At 73.2% G+C, this 17481-nt stretch carries 18 protein-coding genes; 10 read left to right on the top strand and 8 right to left on the bottom strand.

Features of this window, described 5'->3' with window-relative positions; genetic code table 11:
* The first annotated feature begins 33 nt into the window (after positions 1-33).
* Both EKH77_RS15805 and EKH77_RS15800 read left to right on the top strand, forming a co-directional pair.
* A complete protein-coding gene (locus tag EKH77_RS15805) occupies positions 34-861 on the top strand; it encodes a J domain-containing protein (protein ID WP_240667371.1) in 828 nt (275 codons plus the stop codon).
* A 22-nt stretch (positions 862-883) separates the two neighbouring features.
* Positions 884-1231, top strand: a complete 348-nt coding sequence (locus EKH77_RS15800) for a rhodanese-like domain-containing protein (protein WP_126915005.1) — start codon at positions 884-886, stop codon at positions 1229-1231.
* 47 nt (positions 1232-1278) lie between these two features.
* Here EKH77_RS15800 and EKH77_RS15795 read toward each other — a convergent pair whose 3' ends face one another.
* From EKH77_RS15795 to paaA, 6 genes are all read right to left on the bottom strand, one after another.
* Positions 1279-2442, bottom strand: a complete 1164-nt coding sequence (locus EKH77_RS15795; protein WP_126915004.1) for an acyl-CoA dehydrogenase family protein — start codon at positions 2440-2442, stop codon at positions 1279-1281.
* A 124-nt stretch (positions 2443-2566) separates the two neighbouring features.
* Positions 2567-3661, bottom strand: coding sequence for a 2Fe-2S iron-sulfur cluster-binding protein (locus tag EKH77_RS15790; protein WP_126915003.1), 1095 nt, complete (start codon positions 3659-3661; stop codon positions 2567-2569).
* Positions 3661-4179 carry a 1,2-phenylacetyl-CoA epoxidase subunit PaaD gene (paaD, locus tag EKH77_RS15785; protein WP_126915002.1) on the bottom strand — a complete coding sequence of 173 codons (519 nt, stop codon included), beginning with the start codon at positions 4177-4179 and terminating at the stop codon, positions 3661-3663. The genes EKH77_RS15790 and paaD overlap by 1 nt, the downstream gene beginning before the upstream one ends.
* A complete protein-coding gene (gene paaC, locus EKH77_RS15780; protein WP_240667747.1) occupies positions 4173-4877 on the bottom strand; it encodes a 1,2-phenylacetyl-CoA epoxidase subunit PaaC in 705 nt (234 codons plus the stop codon). The genes paaD and paaC overlap by 7 nt, the downstream gene beginning before the upstream one ends.
* A 44-nt stretch (positions 4878-4921) precedes the next feature.
* Positions 4922-5209 carry a 1,2-phenylacetyl-CoA epoxidase subunit PaaB gene (paaB, locus tag EKH77_RS15775; RefSeq protein WP_126915001.1) on the bottom strand — a complete coding sequence of 96 codons (288 nt, stop codon included), beginning with the start codon at positions 5207-5209 and terminating at the stop codon, positions 4922-4924.
* Positions 5206-6168 carry a 1,2-phenylacetyl-CoA epoxidase subunit PaaA gene (paaA, locus tag EKH77_RS15770; RefSeq protein WP_126915000.1) on the bottom strand — a complete coding sequence of 321 codons (963 nt, stop codon included), beginning with the start codon at positions 6166-6168 and terminating at the stop codon, positions 5206-5208. The genes paaB and paaA overlap by 4 nt, the downstream gene beginning before the upstream one ends.
* Positions 6169-6385: 217 nt before the next feature.
* Here paaA and EKH77_RS15765 point away from each other — a divergent pair, with 217 nt between their 5' ends.
* From EKH77_RS15765 to EKH77_RS15755, 3 genes are read left to right on the top strand one after another with little or no spacing between them, the layout of a single operon-like run.
* A complete protein-coding gene (locus EKH77_RS15765) occupies positions 6386-7063 on the top strand; it encodes a DUF5819 family protein (RefSeq protein WP_126914999.1) in 678 nt (225 codons plus the stop codon).
* Positions 7060-8343 (top strand): HTTM domain-containing protein, encoded by a 1284-nt coding sequence (locus tag EKH77_RS15760; RefSeq protein ID WP_240667370.1) that lies wholly within the window; start codon positions 7060-7062, stop codon positions 8341-8343. The genes EKH77_RS15765 and EKH77_RS15760 overlap by 4 nt, the downstream gene beginning before the upstream one ends.
* A 5-nt stretch (positions 8344-8348) precedes the next feature.
* The gene (locus tag EKH77_RS15755; RefSeq protein ID WP_126914998.1) at positions 8349-9122 is read left to right on the top strand and encodes a TrmH family RNA methyltransferase; all 774 of its coding nucleotides are present in this window, start codon (positions 8349-8351) and stop codon (positions 9120-9122) included.
* A 1-nt stretch (position 9123) separates the two neighbouring features.
* Here EKH77_RS15755 and paaN read toward each other — a convergent pair whose 3' ends face one another.
* Positions 9124-10827, bottom strand: coding sequence for a phenylacetic acid degradation protein PaaN (gene paaN, locus EKH77_RS15750; RefSeq protein ID WP_126914997.1), 1704 nt, complete (start codon positions 10825-10827; stop codon positions 9124-9126).
* A gap of 138 nt (positions 10828-10965) precedes the next feature.
* On the opposite strand from paaN, the gene EKH77_RS15745 reads away from it, so the two are divergent.
* On the top strand, positions 10966-12486 hold the full coding sequence (locus EKH77_RS15745) for a 3-hydroxyacyl-CoA dehydrogenase (RefSeq protein WP_126914996.1): 1521 nt from the start codon (positions 10966-10968) through the stop codon (positions 12484-12486).
* Between the two features lie 2 nt (positions 12487-12488).
* A complete protein-coding gene (locus EKH77_RS15740) occupies positions 12489-13082 on the top strand; it encodes a TetR/AcrR family transcriptional regulator (RefSeq protein WP_126914995.1) in 594 nt (197 codons plus the stop codon).
* Positions 13083-13135: 53 nt separating this feature from the next.
* Here the strand turns inward: EKH77_RS15740 and EKH77_RS15735 are convergent, their stop codons facing one another.
* Positions 13136-13642, bottom strand: coding sequence for an Lrp/AsnC family transcriptional regulator (locus EKH77_RS15735; RefSeq protein ID WP_126914994.1), 507 nt, complete (start codon positions 13640-13642; stop codon positions 13136-13138).
* A gap of 170 nt (positions 13643-13812) precedes the next feature.
* Here EKH77_RS15735 and pdhA point away from each other — a divergent pair, with 170 nt between their 5' ends.
* Genes pdhA through EKH77_RS15720 form a run of 3 tightly spaced genes read left to right on the top strand, consistent with a single transcriptional unit; the run spans position 13813 to position 17437 of the window.
* Positions 13813-14982, top strand: coding sequence for a pyruvate dehydrogenase (acetyl-transferring) E1 component subunit alpha (pdhA, locus tag EKH77_RS15730; RefSeq protein WP_126914993.1), 1170 nt, complete (start codon positions 13813-13815; stop codon positions 14980-14982).
* Positions 14979-16025, top strand: coding sequence for an alpha-ketoacid dehydrogenase subunit beta (locus tag EKH77_RS15725; protein ID WP_126914992.1), 1047 nt, complete (start codon positions 14979-14981; stop codon positions 16023-16025). Before pdhA ends, EKH77_RS15725 begins: the two co-directional genes overlap by 4 nt.
* The gene (locus tag EKH77_RS15720; RefSeq protein WP_126914991.1) at positions 16025-17437 is read left to right on the top strand and encodes a dihydrolipoamide acetyltransferase family protein; all 1413 of its coding nucleotides are present in this window, start codon (positions 16025-16027) and stop codon (positions 17435-17437) included. The genes EKH77_RS15725 and EKH77_RS15720 overlap by 1 nt, the downstream gene beginning before the upstream one ends.
* The last annotated feature ends 44 nt before the right edge of the window (positions 17438-17481 follow it).

Raw genomic sequence — 17481 nt, 5'->3', positions numbered from 1 at the left:
GGGCCGGAGGCCACCTCGTACCCTGGGCGGGTGATGAACCCGGAAGCTGAGACGGAAGCCGAGGCGGGCGACGAGCCGCGTGCGGAGGAACCCGGTACCGAGCGGCTCGCCCAGGCCGTGCGGTCGGCCGAACAGGCCTTGATCGAGTTCGAGATAGCGGTGGAGACCTTCCGGGTCGAGGTGGAGAACTTCTCCCGCCTCCACCACCAGCGCCTCGGCCCGATGTACGCCCGTCTCGACGAGCTCGACGCGCTGATCGCGGAGGCCGTCGCGGCCCGCTCGGGGGACGCGGAGGACACCCGCCGGGCCCGCGAGGCCCGGGCGCTGGTGCAGCCCATGCCGGGGGTCGACGACCTGCTGGGCGGCTGGATCGACGACTCCGGGATGTCGCCGGAGGCCACGGCCATGCTCACCGAGCAGCGGGTGCGCCCGCCGGCCCGGGTGCGGCCCGGCGACGCGGCCCGGCGCGCCTACCGGGAGCTGGTCCGCAAGGCCCACCCGGACCTGGCCCCGGACGAGGCGGACCGGCCGCGCCGCGAGGCCTTCATGGTGCGGGTGAACGCCGCCTACGCCGACGGCGACGAGGCGCTGCTCCAGGAGCTCGCCGAGGAGTGGGCGGCGGGTCCCGTGCCGGCGCAGCGGCGCGCGAGCCGGGGCGAGGAGCTGTACGCGCGGCTGGAGTGGCTGGCCCAGCGCAAGGACATGCTCTCGGCGGTGGCCGCCGAACTGGAGGGCTCCGCGATCGGCGCGATGCTCCGGATGGCGCCGGAGGACCCGGACGGGCTGCTGGTGGAGATCGCCGACGGGCTGCTGGCACAGATCGCGGAACGGGAGGCTCATCTGGCCTCGCTGACCGGTTAGCCGGTCGGGTAGCGTCGGGGCCATGGTTTTTGGTTCGCGAGTGCCCACGGTCGGTGTCGACGCCCTGTCCGCCGACGATTTCCTGCTGGACGTGCGTGAGGACGACGAGTGGCAGGCGGGGCACGCCGAAGGCGCGCTGCACATCCCGATGAGCGACTTCGTGGCGCGCTTCGGCGAGCTGACGGAGAAGGCCCCCGAAGGCGCCCGGATCAACGTCATCTGCCGGTCCGGGGGCCGCTCCGCGCAGGTCACGGCCTACCTGGTGCAGCAGGGCCTCGACGCCGCGAACGTCGAGGGCGGCATGCAGGTGTGGGAGGCCGCCGGCCGTCCGGTCGTGGACGCGGCGGGCGCTCCGGGCGCCGTGATCTAGCCGTTCCTCAGCTCAGGTTCCTCAGCTCGCGTCCTCAGCTCACGTCCTCAGCTCAAGGGGTGGGCGGCCAGTAGGTCGCCCAGGGCCTCCTCATGGGCGGCGGCCGGGCCGAGGGAGAGCTCCAGCTGCTTGGCCCAGGCGTGATAGCGGTGGAGGGCGTACTCGGTGTCCGCGCCGAAGCCGCCGTGCAGATGCTGGGCCGTCTGGACGACCCGGCGTACGCCCTCGGAGGCCCAGACCTTGGCGACGGCGATGTCGGCGGCGACGGGCAGCGCGCCCGCTTCGGGCAGCGTGCCCGTTTCCTCGTGCGCCGTGGCCGTCTCGACGCGCCAGGCCGCCTGCAGGAGCGTGGCCTCCATCGCCCGCAGGTCGATGTAGCGATCCGCGCACTGGACCGCCACGGCCTGGAACGTGGCGAGGGGGAAGCCGAACTGCTCCCGCTTGCTCGTGTAGTCACCGGTCATCCGGGCCGCCGCCTCGCCGACGCCCAGGGCCAGGGCGCAGGTGCCGACGGTGAGCAGCTCCCGCAGCCGCGCCCAGGCCCCGTCCGCCGTGATCACCTCGTCCTGACCGGCGCGCACCGCGTCCAGGGTCACCCGGGCGTAGCGCTCGCCGTTGGTGGAGACCTGGTCCTCCAGGGTGACTCCGGGACGACCGGGCGGGACCAGGGCGAGGATCGTACGGCCGTCCCCGGCGTGGGCCGGGAGCAGGATCCGGTCGGCGGTGGGTGCCCAGGGCACGGCGGTCTGCTGACCGTCGAGGATCCAGTGGTCGTCGCTGTCCTGCCGGGCGGTGACGGCGAGTTCGGGGGCGTCGTGCCCGGTGCGGCCCTGGGCGGCGGCCGTGACGACGAGCTCGCCCCGGCCGATTCCGTCCAGCAGCGGGCCCGTCGCGGCGCCGCCGTACGCGCCCAGGACGAAGGCGGCGGCGCTGGTCTCCAGCAGGGGCACGCGGGCCAGGACCCGCCCGGCCTCGCGGAGCACCAGGCACAGGGCGATCGGCCCGAGCCCCGCGCCGCCGCGCTCCACGGGCAGGAGCAGGCTCAGCAGGTCCGCGTCCGCGAGACGGCCCCACAGCGGGCGGTCGAGGTCCTCGGCGACCGCGCCCGGCACCAGGGCCGGGCTGGGCACCCCGTCGGCGCTCACCCCGCCGAAGACGGCCCGGGCCGCCTCAGCCGCTGCCTGCTGCTCCTCGGTGAAGGTGAAGTCCATGGCCGCCACCCCTTCCTCCAACGCCCCATATGAATATCTGACGGTCTGTCAAAGTAGGGCGGCGAAGGGGAATTTGGAATGGGCGACTGGGGGATTCGAGGTGCCCGGGGATCCGGGAACGCGGTCAGCGATCGAAGTCCAGCTCCACCTTCTCCGTGGTGGCGTGGGACTGGCAGGCCAGTACGTATCCCGCGTCCAACTCCTCCTGCTCCAACGCGAAGTTGCGGTCCATCCGCACGTCGCCCGACACCAGGAACGCGCGACAGGTGCCGCAGACACCTCCCTTGCAGGCGTAGGGCGCGTCGGCCCGGTTGCGCAGCACCGTCTCCAGCAGCGTCTCCCCGTCCCGCACGGGCCAACTGCCGCTGCGCCCGTCCAACTTGGCGGTCACCTCGCTGTGCGTGAGGGCCGCGCGCGTGCCCGGTGCCGGTGCCGCGGCCGTCGTACCCGCTGGGGCGTCCTCCACATGGAAGATCTCCTCGTGGATCCGCTCGCGCGGGACGCCCAGGGCGCGCAGCGCCCGCTCCGCGCCCTGTACCAGCCCATGGGGGCCGCACAGGAACCAGCCGTCGACCGTCCCGACCGGCAGCAGCGCGGGCAGCAGCCGGGTCAGCCGCTCCTCGTCCAGCCGGCCGGAGGCGGGCCCGGCCTGCTGCTCCTCGCGGGAGAGGGTCTGTACGAGCTGGAGCCGGTCGGGGTAGCGGTCCTTGAGGTCGGCGACCTCGTCGAGGAACATCGTCGAGGCGGTGGTGCGGTCGCTGCGTATCAGGCAGAACCGGGCGTCCGGCTCGCTCGCCAGCAGCGTCGAGACGATGCTGAGGACGGGTGTGATCCCGCTGCCGCCGACGATCGCCGCGAAGCGGCCGGGCCGGGGCCGCAGCACGAACCGTCCGGCCGGGGCCATCACCTCCACGGTGTCCCCCGCGGCCAGCTCCTTGAGGGCGTACGTCGAGAACGCCCCGCCGTCCACCAGCCGCACTCCGACCCGTAGCGTCTCGGGCCCCTCGGGGCCCGGGGCCCGGCCGCAGATGGAGTAGGTGCGGCGTATCTCCGTGCCGTCCACGCTCCGGCGGAGGGCGAGGTGCTGGCCGGGCGCGTACCGGAAGCCGGCGCGCAGGGCGGGCGGGACCGCGAGGGTGACGGCGACCGAGTCGTCGGTGAGGGGTTCGACGGCCGTCACTCGCAGTGGGTGGAAGGCGCCATGGCGGGCCGCTGCCATCACAACTCCTTGAAGTGGTCGAACGGTTCGCGGCACGCCTCGCAGCGGCGCAGGGCCTTGCAGGCGGTGGAGGAGAAGCGGCTCAGCAGCGTGGTGTCGGTGGATCCGCAGTGGGGACACCGAATGGCCAGGCCGACCATGACAGGGCCTTTCGCGCCCGTCGGCCCCGGTGGCGCGATGCCGAACTCCTCCAGCTTGCGGCGGCCTTCGGCCGTGATGTCGTCGGTGGACCAGGGCGGGGCGAGGACCGTATGGACGGTGACCTCGGCCTGCCCCTGTTCATGGAGCACGCGTTCGATGTCGGCCGACATCGCCTCGATGGCGGGGCAGCCGGTGTAGGTGGGGGTGAGCTCCACCTCGACCCGGCCGGGGCCGGTGACGCGCAGGCCGCGCAGGACGCCCAGCTCAGCCAGGCTGAGCACGGGCAGCTCGGGGTCGGGCACGGACCCGGCCAGGGCCAGGAGCTCCTCTTCGAGACGGGATACGGGGGCCGGGGCTCCCGTGGGCGTGCTCACCATGTCGCCCCCGGGTGGCTGCGGTGGAGGTGCTGCATTTCCGCGAGCATCCGCCCGAACGGTTCGGTGTGGATGCCCTGCCGGCCCGCGCCGGCCGTCCACGCGCCGAGCTGGGGGCCGTCGGGCAGGGTCAGCGTGGCACGCCGGAGGACGTCGGTGACGTCGGTCAGCCAGCCGTCGCGCAGCGCGTCCCGGTCGACGGACAGTCCTTCCACGGGCTCGAAGAGCTCGCCCGTGAACCGCCACAGGGCGTCCAGCGCCTGCTGCATCCGGGAGTGGCTCTCCGGCGTGCCGTCGCCGAGGCGCAGGGTCCAGTGCTCGGCGTGGTCCCGGTGGTAGGCGACCTCTTTGACGGCCTTCGCCGCGATCGGGGCGAAGGGCGAGTCGGCGTCGGCCGCCAACTGCTCGTAGAGCGACCGCTGGTAGGCGGAGAAGTAGAGCTGGCGGGCGATGGTGTGCGCGAAGTCGCCGTTGGGCTGCTCGACAAGCTGGACGTTGCGGAAGGCGCGCTCCTCGCGGAGGTAGGCGAGCTCGTCCTCGTCGCCCACGAGCGAGAGCAGGACGCGGGCCTGGCCGAGCAGGTCGAGCGCGATATTGGCGAGGGCGACTTCCTCTTCCAGTACGGGCGCGTGCCCGGCCCACTCGCCCAGCCGGTGGGAGAGCACCAGAGCGTCGTCGCCGAGGGCGAGGGCGGCGGTCACGGGCGCCTGCGCGGTGGCGGTCATGGGCGTGGTCACGGGTGCGGTCACAGGTGCTTCACCCCCTCCGGGATGTCGTAGAAGGTCGGGTGGCGGTAGGGCTTGTCGGCGGCGGGCTCGAAGAAGGGGTCCTTCTCGTCCGGGGAGGAGGCGGTGACGGCCGTGGAGGGCACCACCCAGATGGAGACGCCTTCGGAGCGCCGGGTGTAGAGGTCGCGGGCGTTGCGCAGGGCCATCTCGGCGTCCGGGGCGTGGAGGCTGCCGGCGTGGGTGTGGGACAGGCCCCGCCTGCTGCGCACGAACACTTCCCACAGGGGCCAGTCGGTACCGGTCATGCTGTCGCCTCTCCGTGTTCGGCCGCGTGCTTGGTGGCGTACGCGGCGGCTGCCTCGCGGACCCAGGCGCCCTCCTCGTGGGCCCTGCGGCGCTGGGTTATGCGCTGTTCGTTGCACGGGCCGTTGCCTCGGAGGACCTCGTGGAACTCGTCCCAGTCGATGGCGCCGAAGTCGTGGTGGCCGCGCTCCTCGTTCCACCGGAGGTCCGGGTCGGGGAGGGTGAGGCCCAGGGACTCGGCCTGGGGGACGCAGATGTCCACGAAGCGCTGGCGCAGCTCGTCGTTGGAGTGCCGCTTGATCTTCCAGGCCATGGACTGGGAGGAGTGGGCGGACTCGTCGTCGGGCGGGCCGAACATCATCAAGGACGGCCACCACCAGCGGTTCACCGCGTCCTGCGCCATCGCGTGCTGGGCCTCGGTGCCCCGGCTGAGGGCGAGCAGCAGCTCGTAGCCCTGGCGCTGGTGGAAGGACTCCTCCTTGCAGATGCGGACCATGGCCCGGGCGTAGGGGCCGTAGGAGCAGCGGCAGAGGGGGACCTGGTTGGTGATGGCCGCGCCGTCCACGAGCCAGCCGATGGCGCCGACGTCCGCCCAGGTCAGGGTGGGGTAGTTGAAGATCGAGGAGTAGCGCTGGCGGCCGGCGTGGAGCTTGTCGAGCAGCTCGTCGCGGCCGGTGCCGAGGGTCTCGGCGGCGCTGTAGAGATAGAGGCCGTGGCCCGCTTCGTCCTGCACCTTGGCCATCAGGATCGCCTTGCGGCGCAGCGAGGGCGCGCGGGTGATCCAGTTGGCCTCGGGCTGCATGCCGATGATCTCGGAGTGGGCGTGCTGGGCGATCTGCCGGACGAGCGTGGCGCGATAGGCGTCGGGCATCCAGTCGCGTGGCTCGATCCGCTCGTCGGCGGCCACGGCGGCTTCGAACACCGCCTCCAGCGCTCCCGTCTCCGGCGCCGTCGTGGTCATGCCGTGCCCCCTCGCCTTGATGACTCTCCCTACCGACCGATCGTTCGGTTCAATGGTGGAGGGAGCCCCAGACCCTGTCAACCCTGTGGATAACTCGTCGGCGCTGGGCCTCCTGGGGCCGCGTCGGTACGGTTCGGGTGCACACCGGGGCACGCGGGCGCCCGGCGGCGCGCGCCACGGGCGCATGGACCGGCGGACACGGAATAGGGGCGGGGCGATGGAGACGGACGAGGCGCGCGAGCGGGCCGACGGCGCCGCCGGACCGGAGGGCCTGTCCCTGCCGGCACGCGTCGTCGTCGCCGTCGGCGTCGCGGTGGTGACGCTGGCGGTCGCGGTGCACCTGACGATGATGTTCCTGCACGTGGCACCGCCGAACACGGTCAGCAAACGGCACGCGGCGGAGATAGACGACTACGTCTATCCGGAGTTCGAGCAGAACTGGAAGTTCTTCGCCCCCAACCCGCTCCAGCAGAACGTCGCCGTCCAGGCGCGCGCCGAGCTGACCGGCCCGGACGGCCGGACCACCGTCACCCCCTGGGCCGACCTGTCGGCCCGCGACGGCGCGGACATACTCCACAACCCCGTCCCCAGCCACACCCGGCAGAACGAGCTCCGCCGCGCCTGGGACTTCTACGCGGGCACCCACGACGCCCAGGAGCGCCCCAGCGGCCTGCGCGGCCGCCTCGCCGAGCAGTACGTCCGCCGCATCGCCCTCTCCCGGCTGGGCGCGTCCCAGGACGGCCGGCCGGTCGAGCGCGTCCAGGTGCGGTCCGTGATCACGCCCATCGCACCTCCGCCCTGGAGTGACGAGAAGGCCGACACCAAGCCGGTGTACCGGGTGCTGGGCTGGTGGCCGGTGACCACCGCCGATCTCGCGGAGGCGAGGAACCGATGACCAACTCGCTGTCGCGCGCTCTGGCCCGCGTCACCGGCGCCTCCCTGGGCCCGTACCAGACGGCCCTCCTGCGGATCGGGCTCTCCTTCACCTGGCTGTGCTACCTGCTCCGCGAGTGGCCCAACCGCCATGAGCTGTACGGGCCGGACGCGCCCTGGAGCTGGCGGATGGCCCACGAGCTCATCGGCGACAACCACGCCTTCACCGCGCTGATGTGGTCCGACAGCCCCGCGTGGTTCGAGACCGTCTACGCGCTCGCCATCGTCTTCAGCGCCCTGCTGATGCTCGGCTGGCGCACCCGGACCATGTCGGTCCTCTCCATGCTCGGCGTGCTCTCGCTCCAGAACCGCAGCGTGTTCATCGGGGACGGCGGCGACAACGTCGTCCATCTGATGGCGCTCTACATGGTCCTGACGCGCTGCGGCCAGGTCTGGTCCCTGGACGCCCGCCGCGCGGCACGTCTGGCACGGGAGAGCGCCGACGGCGACGCGCGGGGACGTGCCGACCGCGACGCGCGGGACCTGCCGGGCGTCGTGCTGTGGACGGTGTGCGGGCTCGGGCTCGTCCTCGCGCAGGTCCTCGGCGACGACAGCATGTCCTGGACCGGCGAAGGGCCGCTGCCCGGTCTCTCCTGGCCCGTTGCGCTGTGGGGGCTGTGGGCCGTCCAGGGACTGTGGTGGGCGGTGCGGCGGCACGCCCCCGGGGAGCCGCGCGCCGTGCTCGACGCGCTGGCCCATCTGACGCACAACGCCGCCCTGTTGGTGATCATGGCAGAGGTCTGTCTGATCTATGCCACGGCCGGCTGGTACAAGGTTCAGGGCTCGCGCTGGCAGGACGGCACCGCGCTGTTCTACCCGATGCACATCGACTACTTCTCGCCCTGGCCCTGGCTCTCCCACGCCCTCGCCGCGAGCAGCCTCGTCGTCCTGCTGCTCAGCTACGGCACGGTGGCCGTCCAGGTCGCGTTCCCCTTCACCCTGCTCAACCGGCGGGTGAAGAACGTGCTGCTGGTGCTGATGATGGCCGAGCACCTCGGCATCGCCGTGCTGCTGGGACTGCCGTTCTTCTCCCTCGCGATGATCGTCGCGGACGCGGTGTTCCTGCCGACGTCCTTCCTGCGCCGCCTGGAGGGCGCCCGCCGTCTGCTTCCCCCGGCCCGCGGCCGGCGGGAGCCGGTGGGGCCCTGCCCCGCGCCCCGGACCCCGGCCGAGGAGGAGGCCGCCGGCCCGGCCGACGCTCCGGCCGCCGTGCCGGGGCCCGGCCGGCGGACCGTAGGCTGAGGCCCATGACCCAGGACGACCCCGGCACAGCCGCGCTGCGGCGGTGGGCCGCCGACGCGCCCGGCGCCGTGCTGCTCGACGGCTTCCACGCGCTCAAGCACGCCCTGCGCTTCGGCGCGCCCGTGGGCCCCGCCCTCACCAGCGACAAGGCCTCCGTCCTGGAGCTCTCCGCCGACCTGGCCGCCGACCTGACGGACACCCTCGACGACCTCCTGGTGGAGGTGCCCGCGGCGACGCTGCGCGAGCTCGTGCCCAGGATCCATCCCACCGGCGTGGCCGCACTGGCCGCCCGGCCGGACCGCCGCGCCAACCTCGACGCGCTGGCCCGGCGGCCCCGGCAGGCGCCCGTCGTCGTCCTGGACAACCCGCGCAACCTCGGGAACGTCGGCGCGGTGGTCCGGCTGGCGGCCGGCTTCGGCGCGACCGGCGTCGTCACCACCGGGGACATCGACCCCTGGCATCCCAACGCCGTGCGGTCGGGGGCTGGGCTGCACTATGCGACGGCCGTGGAACGACTGCCGGCCGACGAGCTGCCCCCGGGACCGCTGTACGTCCTGGACCCGGAAGGGGACGACATCCGGGGCGTTCCCCTGCCCGAAGACGCGCTGCTCGTGTTCGGGTCGGAGCGGCACGGCGTCTCGGCGGAGCTGAGGGGCAGGGCGGACCGGTTGGTCGCCCTGCCGATGCGCCCGCAGGTCTCCAGCTACAACCTGGCCACGAGCGTGGCGATGGCCCTGTTCCACTGGGGTGGGCCCGGGACGGTGCCCCCGGCGGGCTGAGTCACGCCTGGCGGCGTACCTCCACCGTGCGGAAGCGGCTGGCGACGAAGGCGCTGTCGCACAGGACCGCGTTGGCCGCGGGGTTGCCGCCCGAGCCGTGGAAGTCCGAGAACGCGGCCGTCTGGTTGACGTACACCCCGCCGGTGAGGTTGAGGGAGAGCTGGGCGCACTCCTCCAGGCAGGCCTCCTCGATCAGCCGCTCGGCATCGGCCGAGGTCGTGTACGCCCCGACCGTCATCGCGCCCTTCTCCCGCACCGTGCGGCGCAGCAGCTCCACCGCGTCGGCCGTGGAGTCGACCGCGACCGCGAAGGACACCGGGCCGAAGCACTCCGAGAAGTAGGCCGCCTCGGCGTCCGGCTTGGCGCCGTCGAGCTTGACGATGACGGGGGTGCGGACCGTGGCGCCGGGGAAGTCGGGGTTGGCCACCGTACGGGAGGCCAGGGCGACTTCGCCGAGCTGAGCGGCGGCGTCGATCCGGGCCTTCACCTGGTCGTTGACGATGGCGCCGAGCAGGGCGTTGGCCCGGGCGTCGTCGCCCAGGAGCTTCTCCACGGCCGTGGCGAGGTCGGCGACGAACTCGTCGAAGGTCTTGTGCCCGGCGTCCGTGGCGATGCCCTCGCGCGGGATGAGCAGGTTCTGCGGGGTGGTGCACATCTGGCCGCTGTAGAGGGACAGCGAGAAGGCCAGGTTGGACAGCATGCCCTTGTAGTCGTCGGTGGAGTCGACGACGACGGTGTTGACGCCCGCCTTCTCCGTGAAGACCTGCGCCTGGCGGGCGTTGGCCTCCAGCCAGTCGCCGAAGGCGGTGGAGCCCGTGTAGTCGATGACGCGGATCTCCGGCCGGACGGCCAGGGACTTGGCGATGCCCTCGCCGTCCCGCTCGGCGGCCAGCGCCACCAGGTCGGGGGAGAATCCGGCCTCGGCCAGCACCTCACGGGCGACGCGCACGGTCAGGGCGAGCGGCAGCACCGCGCGCGGGTGCGGCTTGACCAGGACGGCGTTGCCGGTGGCCAGCGAGGCGAACAGGCCCGGGTAGCCGTTCCACGTGGGGAAGGTGTTGCAGCCGATGAGCAGGGAGACGCCGCGCGGCACGGTGGTGAACTGCTTGTTCAGCTTCAGGGGGTCCCGCTTGCCCTGCGGCTTGACCCACTCGGCGGTCTCCGGGGCGGCGTTCGTCTGCTCGGCGTAGGCGTAGGCGACGGCCTCCAGGCCGCGGTCCTGCGCGTGCGGCCCACCGGCCTGGAAGGCCATCATGAACGCCTGGCCGCTGGTGTGCATGACCGCGTGCGCGAACTCGTGCGTCCGGGCGTTGATCCGGGCCAGGATCTCCAGACAGACCGCCGCCCGGGCCCGCGGGCCCGCCTCCCGCCAGGCGGGCATCGCCGCGCGCAGCGCGGGCAGGAGGACGTCGACGTCGGCGTGCGGGTACTCGATGCCCAGCTCGAAGCCGTACGGCGAGACCTCCGAGCCCGCCCAGCCGTCGGTGCCGGGCTGTTCCAGCTCGAAGCGCTTGCCGCGCTGGGCGTCGAAGGCGGCCTGGCCCTCGGCGGCGCCCAGGCTGCCGGGGGCGCCCTCGGGCCCGTAGGCCTTGGGGTGCTCCGGGTGCGGGGACCAGTAGGCGCGTGAACGGATGGCGTCCAGTGCCTGGTCAAGGGTGGGGCGGTGCTTCTCGATCAGCTGGGCGGTGGTGAGTCCGGCGGTCACGTCAGACCAACTCCTCGTCGAGCGGGGCTCCGATACGGGGGATCAGACGCGCCCCCGGTGGATACAGTAACCGAACGATCGGTCGGGGCAAGGGGGCCCGGCGAACCTGTGGACAACTCATCGGGGAGGATCACTGTCATGACCGCAATCGACCCGGCCCGAGCCGTCGCCGTCGTCGGCACCGGCACCATGGGCCAGGGCATCGCCCAGGTCGCCCTGGCCGCGGGCCACCCGGTACGGCTGTACGACGCGGTACCCGGCCGTGCGGAGGAGGCGGCCCGGGCGATCACCGCCCGCCTCGGCCGCCTCGTGGAAAAGGGCAGGCTCGGCGCGGCCGGCCGGGACGCGGCTCTCGCCCGTCTGCGGCCCGTCGCGCGGCTCGACGGGCTCGCCGACTGCGCGCTCGTCATCGAAGCGATCGTGGAGCGGCTGGACGCCAAACGGCAGCTCTTCCAGGAGCTGGAATCGGTCGTCGCGGACGACTGCCTGCTCGCCACCAACACCTCTTCCCTCCCGGTGACCGCCGTCGCCGGGGCCCTGCGCCTGCCCGGCCGCTTCGTCGGCCTGCACTTCTTCAATCCCGCCCCGGTGCTTCCCCTCGTCGAGGTCGTCCGCGGCCACGCCACCGACGAGCCGGCCGCCGAGCGGGCCCGGGCCACCGTCGCCGCCTGGGGCAAGACCCCCGTGGCCTGCGCCGACACCCCGGGCTTCATCGTCAACCGGCTCGCCCGGCCCTTCTACGCCGAGGCCTTCCGCGTGTACGAGGAGCGGGGCGCCGACCCCGCCACCATCGACGCCGTGCTGCGCGAGAGCGGCGGCTTCGCGATGGGCCCCTTCGAGCTGACCGACCTCATCGGCCAGGACGTGAACGACGCCGTCACCCGTTCGGTTCACGAGGCGTTCTTCCACGACCCGAGGTTCACGCCCTCACTGGCCCAGGGCCGGCTGGTGCAGGCCGGGCTGCTGGGACGGAAGTCCGGCGCGGGATGGTTCCCGTACGCTGACGGCGCCCAGAAGCCCGAGCCGAGCACGGCCGAGCCCCGCGAGGCCCCGGCGGAGATCGGCTGGCACGGCCAGGTGCCGCCCGTCTGCGCGCCGCTGCTCGGCATGATCGAGGAAGCGGGCGTCAAGGTCGTGCGGGACCGCACGCCCCGCGAGCCCGAGTGGTACATCGCGCTGCCCGGCGGCACCCGGCTCACCCTCACCAAGGGCGAGGCCGCCACCCCCCGGGCCGGCGGGACCACCATCCACTTCGACCTCGCGCTCGACTACCGGTCCTGCGCCCGGGTCGCCCTCGCCCCGTCCCGGAAGGCGCCGGAGGCCGACGTGCGCGCCGCCGTCGGGCTGTTCCAGGCGCTCGGCAAGAAGGTCAGCGTCATCGATGACGTCCCCGGCCTGATCGTCGCCCGCACGGTGGCCATGCTCGTCGACTTCGCCGAGGACGCCGCCGCCCGGGGCGTCGCGACCCGCGAGGACATCGACACGGCCATGCGGCTGGGCGTGAACTACCCGCGCGGACCCCTGGAGTGGGGCCGGGAGCTCGGCCTGGAACGGGTCCGGGACATCCTGTCGGGGCTGGACCGGGAGTACCCCGGCGGCCGCTACCACCCGTCCCTGTCCCTCCGCCGCCGTGCGGCCGTCGAAGAGAGCCTGCTGTAATCATGACCATGGCCAAGCGCGACACCTACACGCCCGAATCGCTGCTCGCGGTCGCCGTCGGGGTGTTCAACGAGCGGGGCTACGACGGCACCTCCATGGAGCACCTCTCCAAGGCGGCCGGGATCTCCAAGTCCTCGATCTACCACCACGTCAAGGGCAAGGAAGAGCTGCTGCGGCTCGCCATAAGCCGGGCGCTGGACGGCCTCTTCGCGGTCCTGGACGAGCCGGGCGCCACCGGCGGACGGGCGGTCGACCGGCTGGAGTACGTCACCCGGCGGACCATCGAGGTGCTGATCGCCGAGCTGCCCTACGTGACGCTGCTGCTGCGCGTCCGGGGCAACACGGACACCGAGCGCTGGGCGATGGAACGGCGGCGTGAATTCGACCACCGCGTCGCCGGGCTGCTGAAGGAGGCCGCCGCCGACGGGGACCTCCGGCAGGACGTGGACGCCCGGCTGGCCACCCGGCTGCTCTTCGGAATGATCAACTCGGTCGTGGAGTGGTACCGGCCGGAGCGGCGCGGGGCCGCCACGAGCGACGAGGTGGCCGACGCGGTGGTCCACACGGCCTTCGCGGGCCTGCGCACCTATCGCTGACGCCCGAGCCTTCCGCCGCCCGCCGGTGGCGGCCGCGGCGCCCCACGGGCGCCCTAGCGGCCGTCGTCGAGCGGGCGGTCCTCCTTGAGGTCCGTCTCCTCGAAGACCAGCAGCGTCCGCGTGCTCAGCACCTCTTCGATCGCCTGGATACGGCTCAGGACGAGCTCGCGCAGGGCGCGGTTGTCCTTGGTGTGGACGAGCAGCAGGACGTCGAAGTCCCCGCTCACCAGGGCGATGTGGGCGGCGCCCGGCAGCTCCCGGAGCTTTTCGCGGACCGTGCGCCAGGAATTCTGCACGATCTTCATCGTGATGTACGCCGAGGCGCCGTGCCCGGCCCGCTCCTGGTCGATCCGGGCGCCGAATCCCTTGATCACGCCGTCGTCGATGAGCCGGTTGATCCGCGCGTAGGCGTTGGCCCGCGACACGTGTACCCGCTCGGCCACGGACCGTATCGAGGCCCGGCCGTCGGTCTGGAGCATGCGCAGGATCGAGCGGTCTATGTCGTCGAGCGGGCGGGCGGGCGGTCTGCCGCCCGAAGTGGCCATCTGTTCGTCCGGCATACCGCCCTGCCTCCCCTTCATGGACGTCCTGCCCATATCTCAGGTTGTGGAGAACCGTTTGTCCACAGGCTTGGGTCGCCTGTAGCCAAAAAGTGCCGACGACCGAACAATCGGTAGGGAGAGCGCAGGACGCTTTCCGGTCAAGCTCGTCCCAAGAGGAGGTGCTCGCCATGACGGTTCTGGAGCAGCCCGGCTCGTACCGGCCCACCCCGCCCCCGGCCTGGCAACCCCGTACCGACCCCGCGCCGCTGCTGCCCGACGCGGAGCCGTTCCGGGTGCTCGGCACCCAGGCCGCGGGCGGGTGCGATCCGGCACTCCTGCTGCGGCTGTACGGACAGCTCGTACGCGGCCGCCGCTACAACACGCAGGCCACCGCCCTGACGCGGCAGGGCCGGCTCGCCGTCTACCCCTCCTCCACGGGCCAGGAGGCCTGCCAGGTCGCCGCCGCCCTGGCCCTGGAGCCGCGGGACTGGCTCTTCCCGAGCTATCGCGACACGCTCGCCGCCGTGGCCCGCGGCATGGACCCGGTGCAGGCCCTGACCCTCCTCCGCGGCGACTGGCACACCGGCTACGACCCGCACGAACACCGCGTCGCCCCGCTGTGCACCCCGCTGGCCACCCAGCTGCCGCACGCGGTCGGGCTCGCGCACGCCGCCCGCCTCAAGGGCGACGACGTCGTGGCCCTCGCCCTGGTCGGTGACGGCGGCACCAGCGAGGGCGACTTCCACGAGGCGCTGAACTTCGCGGCCGTCTGGCGGGCCCCCGTCGTCTTCCTCGTGCAGAACAACGGCTTCGCCATCTCCGTGCCCCTCGCCAAGCAGACCGCCGCCCCCTCCCTGGCGCACAAGGCCGTCGGCTACGGCATGCCCGGCCGGCTCGTCGACGGCAACGACGCGGCCGCCGTCCACCAGGTCCTCGCCGAGGCGGTCCACCGGGCCAGGTCCGGCGGCGGCCCCACCCTGGTCGAAGCCGTCACCTACCGCGTCGACGCCCACACCAACGCCGACGACGCCACCCGCTACCGCAGCGACGCCGAGGTCGAGACGTGGCGCGCCCACGACCCCATCGCCCTGCTGGAGCGCGAGCTGCGCGACCGCGAGCTGCTGGACGACGCCGCCATACGGGCCGAACAGGACGCCGCCGAACGCATGGCGGCCGACCTCCGCGAGCGGATGCACCAGGACCCGGTGCTCGATCCGATGGAACTGTTCACACATGTTTACGCCGAGCAGACTGCCCAACTGCGCGAGCAGGCAGCACAATTGCGTGCTGAGCTGACCGCCGCGGAAGAGCTCCCGGGCGCCCGCGCGGGCGGCCCCCAGGAAGGAAGCCAGCGATGACCACCGCGCCCGCCGAAACCGGCCGAAAGCCCGCCAGCATGGCGCAGGCGCTCGGGCGCGCGCTGCGCGACGCCATGGCCGAGGACCCCGCGGTCCACGTCCTCGGCGAGGACGTCGGCACCCTGGGCGGCGTCTTCAGGATCACCGACGGGCTGGCCAAGGAGTTCGGCGAGGACCGCTGCACGGACACGCCCCTGGCCGAGGCCGGCATCCTCGGGTCGGCCGTGGGCATGGCCATGTACGGGCTGCGGCCCGTCGTGGAGATGCAGTTCGACGCCTTCGCCTACCCCGCCTTCGAGCAACTCGTCAGCCACGTCTCCAAGATGCGCAACCGCACGCGCGGAGCCGTGCCCATGCCGATCACCGTCCGCGTCCCCTACGGCGGCGGCATCGGTGGCGTCGAGCACCACAGCGATTCCTCCGAGGCCTACTACCTGGCCACCCCCGGCCTCCACGTCGTCGCCCCGGCGACCGTCGCCGACGCCTACGGGCTGCTGCGTGCCGCGATCGCCTCCGACGACCCGGTGATCTTCCTGGAGCCCAAGCGGCTCTACTGGTCCAAGGCCGACTGGGACCCGGACCACCCCGACGAGGTGCCGGGCATCGGCAAGGCGGTCGTCCGCAGGCGAGGCACGTCCGCGACGCTCGTCACCTATGGGCCGTCGCTGCCCGTCTGCCTGGAGGCCGCCGAGGCGGCCGTGGCGGAGGGCTGGGACCTGGAGGTCGTCGACCTCAGGTCGCTGGTCCCCTTCGACGAGGAGACCGTCTGCGCGTCCGTACGGCGGACCGGGCGCGCGGTGGTCGTCCACGAGGCGACCGGATTCGGCGGCCCGGGCGGGGAGCTGGCGGCCCGCATCACCGAGCGCTGCTTCCACCACCTGGAGGCACCGGTGCTGCGCGTCGCGGGCTTCGACATCCCGTACCCGCCGCCGATGCTGGAGAAGCACCATCTGCCGGGCGTGGACCGGGTCCTGGACGCGGTGGCACGGCTGCAATGGGAATCGGAATGGACCCCTGACGAGGATGAGAGTGGTGCGCGCTGATGGCGGTGGTGCGCGAGTTCACGCTGCCCGACCTGGGCGAAGGCCTCACCGAGGCGCAGGTCGTCCGCTGGCTGGTGAAGGTCGGCGACGTGGTCGCCGTCGACCAGCCCGTGGTCGAGGTCGAGACGGCCAAGGCGATGGTGGAGGTGCCCTGCCCCTACGGGGGCGTGGTCACCGCCCGCTTCGGTGAGGAAGGGGAGGAACTCCCCGTCGGAGCACCGCTGCTGACCGTGGCGGTCGGGGAGACGGCTCCCACGGCTCCCACGGGCGGCACGGGGGGCGCGGACGCCGCGTCCGCGGCGAAGCCGACCGGCCCGACGGATGGCGGCGAGGCCACCGGGGCCAGGGCCAACGGCGAGGAGGGCTCGGGCAACGTCCTGGTCGGCTACGGCACCCAGGCCCCCGCGGCGCGCCGCCGCCGGGTCAGGCCGCAGGCCCGCGAGACCGCGCGCCCGGCCGAGCGGGCACCGGCGCCCACGGCCGTGGCGGTGATCTCCCCGCTCGTCCGGCGGCTGGCGCGTGAGCGGGGCGTGGACCTGACCCAGGTCCGGGGCACCGGCCCCGACGGGCTGATCCTGCGCGCCGACGTCGAGGAGGCGGCGCTCACCGCGCTCACCGCGCAGGCCCCCCGCACGGCGCCGGTCGGTCAGACGGCGCGGCACACCGCCCGTCCCGAGACGGCCCGGCCCGCCCGCCGCGGCTCCGGCGGGCGACGGGTGGCCGACGGCCTGCGCGTACCGCTGCGCGGCGTACGCGGCGTGGTCGCCGAAAAGCTCAGCCGCAGCCGCCGCGAGATACCCGACGCCACGTGCTGGGTGGACGCGGACGCCACCGAACTGCTGGCCGCGCGCCGGGCGATGAACGCCTCCGGCGGCGCCAAGGTGTCCCTGCTCGCCCTGCTGGCCCGGATCTGCACGGCGGCGCTCGCCAAGTACCCCGAGCTCAACGCGACCGTGGACACCGAGGCCCAGGAGATCGTCCGGCTGCCGGACGTCCATCTGGGCTTCGCCGCCCAGACCGATCGCGGCCTGGTCGTGCCCGTGGTGCGCGACGCCAACGCGCGCAACGCGGTCGAGCTGTCCGTGGAGATGGCACGGCTCACCGAGGCCGCGCGGGCGGGCAAGATCAGCCCGGCCGAGCTGGCCGGCGGCACGTTCACCCTCAACAACTACGGGGTGTTCGGCGTCGACGGCTCCACGCCGATCATCAACCACCCCGAGGCGGCCATGCTGGGCGTCGGCCGCATAGCCCCCAAGCCCTGGGTGCACGAGGGCGAGTTGGCCGTACGGCACGTCGTGCAGCTGTCCTTCACCTTCGACCACCGGGTGTGCGACGGCGGCACGGCGGGCGGCTTCCTGCGGTACGTGGCGGACTGCGTGGAGCAGCCGGCGGTGCTGCTGCGGACGGTCTGATGGGGGTGGGCTGACCGGGGTGGGCTGAGCCGGGCCGCCGGGGC

It is taken from the genome of Streptomyces luteoverticillatus, assembly GCF_003970715.1.
GTDB lineage: Bacteria > Actinomycetota > Actinomycetes > Streptomycetales > Streptomycetaceae > Streptomyces > Streptomyces abikoensis.
Note: the sequence above shows the minus strand (reverse complement) of the source record. Positions and strands in the feature narration are given on the sequence as shown.